This is a genomic window from Streptomyces sp. NPDC001549 (assembly GCF_042894025.1).
Classification (GTDB): Bacteria; Actinomycetota; Actinomycetes; order Streptomycetales; family Streptomycetaceae; genus Streptomyces; species Streptomyces kutzneri.
Genome location: NZ_JBIAVJ010000064.1, coordinates 1 through 9,587 on the forward strand (window position 1 = coordinate 1; position 9,587 = coordinate 9,587).

Genomic DNA, 9,587 nt, shown 5'->3' on the forward strand with positions numbered 1-9,587 from the left:
TTGAGTTCTCAAGGAACGGACGCTTCCTTTGTACTCACCCTCTCGGGCTTTCCTCCGGGCTTTCGTTCTGTTCTTGCGTTTCCGACTCTATCAGACTCTTTCGTGTCCGACTTCCTCGGTGCTTTCCAGGTTATTCGCTTTCGCGCTTTCCCTTTCCGGCGGTTCCGACTCTATCAGAAGTTCTCCACCGGATTTCCCGGCTTCGGATTCCTGAATGAGGAGTCGGCTGCACCCCACTGGAATTCAATTCCTTTGAGGGGTGAGAGAGAGTTTAAACCGTCGCTGCCGAACTTGTCCAGTTCGAGGCAACCGTTCAAATCTACCTCCCCGCGCGCTCCGTGTCAACGGTCTTCGCGGGACGACGAGGAGACTAGCAGCTCAACGGGCTTGCACGCACATCAGGCCGCGGTCGGGAGGGTCGCCGTCTGGTCGGCCTCCTCCACGTCGCCCACGTCGCCGGCGCGCGCGGCCCTGCCGCCCAGGACGAAGACGTAGAGCAGGAAGGCGACCTCGGCTGCGACGCCGATCGTGATGCGGGCCCAGGTGGGGAGGCCGGACGGGGTCACGAAGCCCTCGATCAGGCCCGAGATGAAGAGGACCACCGCGAGGCCGATGGCCATGCCGAGGGCGGTGCGGCCCTGTTCCGCGAGGGCCGCGCGGCGGGTGCGGGGGCCCGGGTCGATGACCGTCCAGCCCAGGCGCAGGCCCATGCCCGCGGCCACGAAGACCGCCGTCAGTTCGAGCAGGCCGTGCGGAAGGATCAGGCCCAGGAAGACGTCGAGGCGGCCGGCGGAGGCCATCAGGCCGAGGCCGACGCCGAGGTTGGCCATGTTCAGGAAGAGGATCCAGAGCACGGGTAGCCCCAGGAACGCGCCCAGGACCAGGCAGATCGCCGCCGCCTGGGCGTTGTTCGTCCAGACCTGGGCGGCGAAGGAGCCCGCCGGGTGGCTGGAGTAGTACGTCTCGTACTGGCCGCCCGGCTGCGTGAGCGCCTTCAGGTGCTCGGGGGCCGCGATGGCGCCCTGGACCTCCGGGTGCGTGGCTATCCACCAGCCGATGAGCACGCCGAGCGCCGTGGAGAGCAGGGCCGTCGGTATCCACCAGCGGCGGCTGCGGTAGACCGCGGCCGGGAAGCCCGCCGTGAAGAAGAGGGCGGCGTCGCGCCAGCCGGCCCGGCGGGTGCCCGTCACCGTGGCGCGGGCGCGGGCGACCAGCTGGGTCAGCCGGCCGGTGAGCATCGGGTCCGGGGCGCTGGACTGGATCTGGGAGAGGTGGGTGGAGGTGCGCTGGTAGAGCGCGACGAGTTCGTCGGCCTCGTCGCCGGTGAGCTTGCGGCCGCGGCCCAGGAGCTGCTCCAGGCGCTCCCACTCCGCACGGTGTGCGCTCACGAAGACGTCGAGATCCATCCGGTTGCCGCTCCCCTGTCCCAGGTCCCCTGGCTACTGCCTATTCCTAGTGTGGTCAGCTTGGCAGACTGGAGGCCGTAGGGGCGGGGCAGGTCACATGAGAGGTGCTGTGGTGAGCGATCTGGTGACGGGGGACGCTGTCGTCCTGGGGCTCAGGCCCGCGCGGCTGCCGAGCCGCGGGCTGGCGATCCTCCTGGACCTTGCCGTGTACGTCACCGGATACGTGCTCATCTCGGTCGGGCTGACCATGGCCACCGCCTCGCTGGACGAGGCCGCCCAGGCGGCCGTGGCGGTGGCGGGCTTCCTGCTGTTCCTGGTGGGCGTGCCGATCGCGGTGGAGACGCTGTCCCACGGGCGTTCGCTCGGCAAGCTCGCCTGCGGGCTGCGGGTCGTACGGGACGACGGCGGGCCGATCCGGTTCCGGCACGCTCTGGTGCGCGGGGCCATGGGGATCGTGGAGCTGATCCTGACCTTCGGGTCGATCGCGTGCATCGCCTCGCTGGTGTCGGCGCGGGGACGGCGGCTCGGGGACGTGTTCGCGGGGACGCTGGTGGTCCGGGAGCGGGTGCCGGGGACCCAGGTGATGCCGGTGCCTCCGCCGCCGCCGTGGCTGGCCGGGCGGTTCACCGGGCTGGATCTGTCGGCGGTGCCGGACGGGCTGTGGCTGGCGATACGCCAGTACCTGACGCGGATGAACCAGCTGGATCCGCAGGTGGGCGCCGCGATGGCGGTGCGGCTGGCGGACGATCTGGTGGCGCGTACGGGGGCGCCGCCGCCGGCCGGGGTGCCGGCCGCCGCGTTCCTGATGGCCGTGGTGCACGAGCGGCAGTCGCGGGACGCCGCCCGGGCGTTCCGGCCGTCCGCCGGCGGTCCCAGCTCCGGGTTCGCACCCGGGCCGGCACCGGTGCCGGTACCGGGCCCGGTACCGGGCCCGGTCGTGGCGCCGGTCCCGTACGTGGCTCCCGCGCCCGTGGCGCCCGCAGCGGCTCCGCGCGCCGGCGGGTTCGCGCCGCCCGCCTGAGGGATCACTGTTCCTCGAAGGCCGAGGGCGGCGTCTCCAGGTGTTCGAGTTCGATGCCGGGGGCCGAGAGCACCACGTCCCCGGCGATGTGGATGGTGTGGACCTCGCCCGTGTCCAGGGCGCTGACCTGGTATTCGTCCACCAGCAGCGGGCCGCTGTCCGTGGGGTGTTCCTGCCGGGCGACCAGGGCCCAGGCCTGGTCGACCGTACGGGGTGCCAGTACCGGATCGGTGAGGGCCAGGAGCCGGACCCGGGTGGCGGGGGCGCCGGGGGTCAGGCGCAGCAGGCGGGCCGTGGCGACGAGGAAGGCCGGGGAGGTGCCGGTGAAGCCGGGGGCGGCGATGTTGCCCTCGGTGGCCTCGGTGCCGGTGGGGTCGGTACGGACCCAGGTGACGCCGTCGATGGCGGCGCCGCGCACCTGCCAGCTCGCGGCGTTGACCTCCAGGCGGATGGGGCGGCCCAGCTCGTCGATCGCCAGGTCGACGGAACCGCGGTGGTCCCCGTCCGGGCCGGTGAGCTGGGAGACGTAGCGCCAGCCGGAGGGCCCGGGGGCGCAGTGGAAGTGCTCCTCGCCGAGCGGGGTGTGGTCGTGCGGGTCGTGGAGCGAGTAGCGGCCGCGGGGCATGGTGCGCACTCTTCTTGGGGTCGAGGGATATGGGGCAGGCCCCCGGCACGGGTGCCGGGGGCCTGCTTCACGTTCTGCCGCCGCTGATCAGAGGCTGATCAGGGGTTGATCAGTAACGGTAGTGGTCCGGCTTGTACGGGCCCTCGACCTTGACACCGATGTACGCGGCCTGCTCCGGGCGCAGGGTGGTGAGGCGGACGCCGAGGGCGTCGAGGTGGAGGCGGGCGACCTTCTCGTCGAGGTGCTTCGGGAGCACGTAGACCTCAGTCGGGTACTCCTCCGGCTTGGTGAAGAGCTCGATCTGGGCCAGGGTCTGGTCCGCGAAGGAGTTCGACATCACGAAGGACGGGTGGCCGGTCGCGTTGCCGAGGTTCAGCAGGCGGCCCTCGGAGAGGACGATCAGGACCTTGCCGTCGGGGAACTTCCAGGTGTGGACCTGGGGCTTGACCTCGTCCTTGACGATGCCTTCGACCTTCGCGAGGCCGGCCATGTCGATCTCGTTGTCGAAGTGGCCGATGTTGCCCACGATGGCCTGGTGCTTCATCTTGGCCATGTCGGAGGCCATGATGATGTCCTTGTTGCCCGTGGTCGTGATGAAGATGTCGGCCGTCTCGACGACGTCGTCGAGGGTGGCGACCTGGTATCCGTCCATCGCGGCCTGCAGCGCGCAGATCGGGTCGATCTCGGTGACGATGACGCGGGCGCCCTGGCCGCGGAGGGACTCGGCGCAGCCCTTGCCGACGTCGCCGTAGCCGAAGACGACCGCGACCTTGCCGCCGATGAGGACGTCGGTGGCACGGTTGATGCCGTCGATCAGGGAGTGGCGGCAGCCGTACTTGTTGTCGAACTTCGACTTGGTGACGGCGTCGTTCACGTTGATCGCCGGGAACAGCAGGGTGCCCTCGGACATCATCTCGTAGAGGCGGTGGACACCGGTGGTGGTCTCCTCCGTCACGCCGCGGATCTCGGACGCGAGCTGGGTCCACTTCTGGGGGGACTCGCCGAGGGTGCGGTTGAGCAGGGTGAGGATGTGGGCGTACTCCTCGGAGTCCGCCGTCGACGGGTCCGGGGCCGAGCCGGCCTTCTCGAACTCGACGCCCTTGTGGACGAGGAGGGTGGCGTCACCACCGTCGTCGAGGATCATGTTCGGGCCGCCGGTGGGGGTGTTCGGCCAGGTCAGCGCCTGCTCCGTGCACCACCAGTACTCCTCCAGCGACTCGCCCTTCCAGGCGAAGACGGGGACGCCCTGCGGGTTCTCCGGGGTGCCGTTCGGGCCCACCGCGATGGCGGCGGCCGCGTGGTCCTGGGTGGAGAAGATGTTGCAGGAGGCCCAGCGGACGTCGGCGCCGAGGGCGACGAGGGTCTCGATGAGTACGGCGGTCTGCACGGTCATGTGCAGCGAGCCGGTGATGCGGGCGCCGGCCAGGGGCTGCGCCTGCGCGTACTCGGCGCGGATCGACATCAGACCCGGCATCTCGTGCTCGGCCAGGGTGATCTCCTTGCGGCCGAACGCGGCAAGGGAGAGGTCTGCGACCTTGAAGTCCATGGGTGCTGCTCCTCATGGTTCGAGAGGGTGGGTACGGCTGGGCCGTGCGCCGTCCTGGGGACGGGACACCGAGCACAGTCCGTCGGGGGTCCTCTCTCCCCTCGGCCGGTCGCAGGGACCGCCCGACCCGCCATCAGCAGCGACGCCTGACACTGGGCACGAATCTACACCGATCGGCGCAGCGAGCCCCAGTCGGACGGGGAAGAAGCCGGGTGGTGATGCATGGGCACCGGCCTCCGGGGGCGGCTGCGGCCCGCTGCTGACGAGGCGTCGACCTGGGGGTACCGAGGGAGATCCGCCGGCCGGGCCCCAGCGGCGGTGCGGTTTCGGCCAGACCGTAGTCTTCCGGCCGTTCGTACTGGTGGGAGGGGTTACGGAGTCATGAAGAACAGGCCTGGGCGCAAACGGGGTATATGGGCGATCGCCCTCTTGATACTGGGCGTCACGCTGATCGGCGGACCGATCGCGCTCATGGTGAGTCAGTTCAACGGGCACCGCTATGAAGGCGGCGCCATGCTGCCCACGCTGCCCCACGGGGAGCTGCTCCTGGTGAAGAGGGATCCGCCCGAGGTGCGCCGCGGTGACATCGTCACCTACGACACCGCCGAGTGGCAGATGCCGGGACCGTTCGTCGGACGCGTGGTGGCGGTGGGGGGCGACCACATCGCCTATGCGGAGGGGGACAAGACCCTGGCTCTCAACGGGCAGCCGCTCGACGAGCCCTACGTACGGGACGGCGCTCCCGGGGCCCCCGGCCTGAGCTTCGCCGTCTCGGTGCCGCAGGGCCGGGTCTTCATCCTGGGTGACAACCGCGGCAACTCCGCGGACGCCCGATACCACTCGGAGAGCCAGCAGGGCACGCTGCCGGTGTCGGCCGTGACCGGGGTCCGGATCGCCGAGGACAACGCACTGATGGGGACTCTCGGCCTGGCGATGACCGCCGGAACGCTCGCCCTGCCCGCGGGAATCGGGCTCGGCATCGCCGCACTGGTGGCGCGGCGGAGGAAGCCGGTACCGGCGGGGCCCGTCTGGGGCGCCGTGCACGTCGACGAGCCGTAGGCGCGGGCTGTAAGGCGACGGCACAAACCCGAAGGCCCCCGCGGGCTGCTGCTTGCGGGGGCCTTCGGGCGTTCATGGCTCTTGGCCGCTCGCCTACTTGGCGGCCTCGGGCCGGTAGATGTCCGGCTCCAGGTAGATCACCCGGGCGATCGGGACGGCCTCGCGGATGCGGGCCTCGGCGGCGTTGATCGCGTCGGCCACCTGGGTCGCGGTGTCGTGGCCCTCGACCGCGATCTTGGCGGCGACCAGCAGCTCCTCCGGGCCCAGGTGCAGGGTGCGCATGTGGATCACGCGGGTGACGACGTCCCCGTCGACGAGCGCGGTCTTGATCTTCTCGATCTCTTCGGTGCCGGCGGCCTCGCCGAGCAGCAGGGACTTGGTCTCCGCGGCCAGAACGATCGCGATCAGGATCAGCAGGACGCCGATGCACAGGGTGCCGATGCCGTCCCAGACGCCGTTGCCGGTCAGCAGGGCGAGGCCGACGCCGCCGAGGGCCAGCACCAGGCCGACGAGCGCACCGAGGTCCTCCAGGAGGACGACGGGCAGCTCGGGGGCCTTGGCCGTCCGGACGAACTGGGTCCAGGTCTGCTTGCCGCGGATCTCGTTCGACTCCTTGATCGCGGTGCGGAAGGAGAAGGACTCGGCGATGATCGCGAAGACGAGGACGCCGACCGGCCAGTACCAGGCCTCGATCGGGTGCGGGTGGTTGATCTTCTCGATGCCCTCGTAGATGGCGAACATGCCACCGACGGTGAAGAGCACGATGGAGACCAGGAAGGCGTAGATGTAGCGTTCGCGCCCGTACCCGAAGGGGTGCTGCGGCGTCGCCTCGCGCTGGGCCTTCTTGCCGCCGAGGAGCAGCAGCCCCTGGTTCCCGGAGTCGGCCAGCGAGTGGACGCTTTCCGCGAGCATCGACGAGGAGCCGCTGAAGAGGAATGCCACGAATTTGGCTACAGCGATGGCGAGGTTGGCGGCGAGTGCCGCCACGATCGCCTTGGTACCGCCCGACGCGCTCATGGGTGCAGGGTGTCCTTCCTAGCCACTGACTACCGGCCGCACATTGTTGCAGCCGGTGGGAGGGACGCTACGTCAGACCACCACGGTGGCCCGGAAGATCGTCCCGCTTCCTGACAGTTCGACCTTTTCGCCCGCCGGTACGAAGACCGACTCGCCGGGGGTCAGGGCCAGTTCGCCGGCCTGCGGGGAGCCGGCGGTGCAGAGCAGGATCTGCGGGGTGTCGTGCGGGAGCACACGGGAGGCGCCGCCGGGCGCGAGGAGGAAGCGGGAGAGCCGGAACTCGTCGATGGGGGTCTCGTAGACCTCCTCGCCGTCGCCCTCGGGGCGCAGCAGGTTCGGGTCGCCCGGCTCGAACTTCGCGATCTTCAGCAGCTCGGGCACGTCCACGTGTTTGGGGGTGAGCCCGGCACGCAGCACGTTGTCCGAGTTGGCCAGCAACTCGACGCCGAGGCCGTCGATGTAGGCGTGCGGGACGCCGGCGCCGAGGAACATCGCCTCGCCGGGCTGGAGTCGGACGTGGTTGAGCAGCATCGCCGCGATGACTCCCGGGTCGCCCGGGAAGTGGTGGACCAGCGTGGCGTACGGGGTGTACCGGCCGCCGAGGCGTGTGACGGCGGCGGCGACCTCGTGCAGGGTGTGGGCCATCTCGGCGCGGTCCGCGGTCAGTACGGCCGTCAGCATCTCGCGCAGGGCGGCCTCTTCGGGGTGCGCGCGCAGCAGGTCGACGTACGGCTTGAGGCTGTCCACGTCCAGGCCCGCGAGGAGGTCGGCGGCCTCCAGCGGCGGGCGGAAGCCGCACAGCCCGTCGAACGCGGTGAGCGCGCAGATCATTTCGGGCTTGTGGTTGGGGTCCTTGTAGTTGCGGTGGTCCGCGTCGATCGGGACCCCGCGGCGCTCCTCGTCCTCGAAGCCCGCCCGGGCCTGGAGCAGGTCGGGGTGGACCTGGAGGGAGAGCGGGGCGCCGGCGGCGAGGATCTTGAACAGGAAGGGCAGCCGGGGGCCGAACTTGGCGACGGTGGCAGCGCCCAGCTCGCCTTCGGGATCGGCGGCGATGACGTCCGAGAGCGCCCGCTCGCCCGCTCCCCGGTCGATGCGGGAGGGGGCGCCCGGGTGGGCTCCCATCCACATCTCGGCCTGGGGCTCACCGGTGGGTTCGACACCGAGGAGCGTGGGGATGGCCGTGGTGGATCCCCAGGCGTAGGGGCGGATCGTGTTCGTCAGGCGGTCCATCGTCGTCTTCCTGGATAGAGCTGGGTACTTCAGTGCCTCAGCTGTGTCCGCCGGAAGCCAGCGCCAGGTAGGCGGTGGCGAAATCCGTGACGGCGAGGAGTTCGGCGAGCTGCTCCAGTTCGACGCCCTCCTCCGGTTCGAGCTCGCTGACCGCCGTGTCGTGGCTGTGGGCGAGCTCGCGTGCCGCGGGGGCGGCGGTGAGGCCACCGGTCGGCCGGTCACGCAGCAGGACGATGCGGGCGCGAAGGGCCTGGGGCTCTTCGACCCGGTCCCGGAAGAAGTCGTCGGGGTCGGCGCCGGCGGCGAAGGATCCGGCGAGCAGGACGCCGTGGGCGGGCAGCGCCTCGGGAAGCACGGCGGCCAGTGCGGGGCGGCCGGCGAGCTCGGCGAGGGTGGCGGCGAACCGGCGGCCCGCGGGGGCGGCGCCGGTGCCCTCGCTCCAGATGAGCGGGAGGGAGTCGGCCAGCTCGGCGGCGAGGGTCTTGGCCGGGTTGGAGTAGGTCGCGATGGCGGGCCCGCAACGTTCTGCCGTACGGTCGAGCCGGTCGGCGACGAGCTGCAGGGTGTCGGGGGCGGCGGTGATCAGGCCGACCTTGTCGAGGAGCAGCAGCAGCGGCGTCAGCAGGGCCCACAGGGCGCCGGGTCCGGCCGCGGCGGACTCGTCGTACTCCTGGTACGGGGCCTTGGCCATCGGTACGAGGAGCCCGTGCGCGCCGTCCACCGCCTCGCTCAGCGGTGAGCGCTCGGGGGCGACGGCGACGACGGCGCAGCCGCGCCGGTACGCCTGCTCGGCGAGGACGGCGAGCCCGGGCTCGGTGCCGTCGGTGGTGGCGAGGAGCAGCAGGTCGACGGGGCCGGCCCAGCCGGGCAGGGTCCAGCGCAGCGCGCCGGCCGCGTGGGCGACGCCGGTGGGATCCAGCCGGATGACGGGCGCGGAGGCTCCGGCGAGGGCACCGAGCAGGTCGGCGACGCCAGTGGCGGCGGAGCCGGGCCCGGCGATCAGGACGGAGCGCGGGCGGCCGTCGGGGCGCAGCTCGGCGAGGCCGGCCTCGCTCGCGTGCCGGGCGGCGGTACGGACTCTGGCTCCGGCCTCGGCCGCACCGCGGAGCAGGCCCCGGCGGTCGACGCGGGCGAGATCGTCCGGTGCGTCGAGGAGCGACTCGTCGAGCATGGCGGCCTCCGGCGGTGTTGACGGATCCAGGGTGGCGGAATCGGTCTCAGCGTCTGCGTCTGCGATGCGGGCGCGGCGCGGCAGGGTCAGGCGGGGCGGCGGGCCTCGTCCACGAGGAGCACGGGGATGCCGTCACGGACCGGGTACGCGAGGCCGCAGTCCTGGCCGGTGCAGATCAGCTCGGGGGCCGTCTCGTCGGCCGACTTGTCCTCAAGGGGCGAGTGGCAGGCGGGGCAGGCGAGGATCTGCAGGAGGCCGGCTTCGAGCGGCATGGGGCGATTCCCTTCGGGCACGTGGGTGGGGCGAGGTCAGCGTACCGCCGAGTTCGGGGCGGTGCGGTGTCGTGGGGGCGGGTTGGGCCGGGCCCCGGGGCCTGCGCCCCGGGGGAACCCGGCTCCGCCGGGCACCGGGCTCCGCCCGGACCCGCGCCTCAAACGCCGGCGGGGCTTGATCGGGCGGAGCCCGGCTTGATTCGCGTCAGGCGCGGATGAGGGCCAGGGCCTCGTCGCGGA

Annotated in this window: 9 protein-coding genes; 2 read left to right on the forward strand and 7 right to left on the reverse strand. The window is 71.4% G+C overall.

Features of this window, described 5'->3' with window-relative positions; all coding sequences use genetic code 11:
- Positions 1–398: 398 nt before the first annotated feature.
- The gene (locus tag ACFY04_RS43240) at positions 399–1,406 is read right to left on the reverse strand and encodes a stage II sporulation protein M (RefSeq protein WP_389126521.1); all 1,008 of its coding nucleotides are present in this window, start codon (positions 1,404–1,406) and stop codon (positions 399–401) included.
- Positions 1,407–1,518: 112 nt separating this feature from the next.
- Here ACFY04_RS43240 and ACFY04_RS43245 point away from each other — a divergent pair, with 112 nt between their 5' ends.
- Entirely contained in the window at positions 1,519–2,427 is a 909-nt protein-coding gene (locus ACFY04_RS43245; protein ID WP_389126522.1) for an RDD family protein, read from the forward strand.
- Between the two features lie 4 nt (positions 2,428–2,431).
- On the opposite strand, the gene ACFY04_RS43250 is transcribed toward ACFY04_RS43245, so the two are convergent.
- Both ACFY04_RS43250 and ahcY read right to left on the reverse strand, forming a co-directional pair.
- A complete protein-coding gene (locus ACFY04_RS43250) occupies positions 2,432–3,052 on the reverse strand; it encodes a hypothetical protein (protein ID WP_373037087.1) in 621 nt (206 codons plus the stop codon).
- 109 nt (positions 3,053–3,161) lie between these two features.
- A complete protein-coding gene (ahcY, locus tag ACFY04_RS43255; RefSeq protein ID WP_389126524.1) occupies positions 3,162–4,598 on the reverse strand; it encodes an adenosylhomocysteinase in 1,437 nt (478 codons plus the stop codon).
- Positions 4,599–4,979: 381 nt separating this feature from the next.
- On the opposite strand from ahcY, the gene lepB reads away from it, so the two are divergent.
- Complete coding sequence (lepB, locus tag ACFY04_RS43260; RefSeq protein WP_389126525.1) at positions 4,980–5,657, forward strand: signal peptidase I; 678 nt, start codon at positions 4,980–4,982, stop codon at positions 5,655–5,657.
- A 93-nt stretch (positions 5,658–5,750) separates the two neighbouring features.
- Here lepB and ACFY04_RS43265 read toward each other — a convergent pair whose 3' ends face one another.
- The 4 genes from ACFY04_RS43265 to ACFY04_RS43280 all read right to left on the reverse strand — a co-directional run bounded on the left by ACFY04_RS43265 (position 5,751) and on the right by ACFY04_RS43280 (position 9,347).
- Positions 5,751–6,674, reverse strand: a complete 924-nt coding sequence (locus tag ACFY04_RS43265) for a cation diffusion facilitator family transporter (protein ID WP_389126526.1) — start codon at positions 6,672–6,674, stop codon at positions 5,751–5,753.
- Positions 6,675–6,746: 72 nt separating this feature from the next.
- A complete protein-coding gene (gene manA / locus ACFY04_RS43270) occupies positions 6,747–7,904 on the reverse strand; it encodes a mannose-6-phosphate isomerase, class I (protein WP_389126527.1) in 1,158 nt (385 codons plus the stop codon).
- A 37-nt stretch (positions 7,905–7,941) separates the two neighbouring features.
- Entirely contained in the window at positions 7,942–9,075 is a 1,134-nt protein-coding gene (locus tag ACFY04_RS43275) for an SIS domain-containing protein (RefSeq protein ID WP_389126528.1), read from the reverse strand.
- 86 nt (positions 9,076–9,161) lie between these two features.
- Positions 9,162–9,347 carry a Trm112 family protein gene (locus tag ACFY04_RS43280; protein ID WP_030015246.1) on the reverse strand — a complete coding sequence of 62 codons (186 nt, stop codon included), beginning with the start codon at positions 9,345–9,347 and terminating at the stop codon, positions 9,162–9,164.
- Between the last annotated feature and the right edge of the window lie 240 nt (positions 9,348–9,587).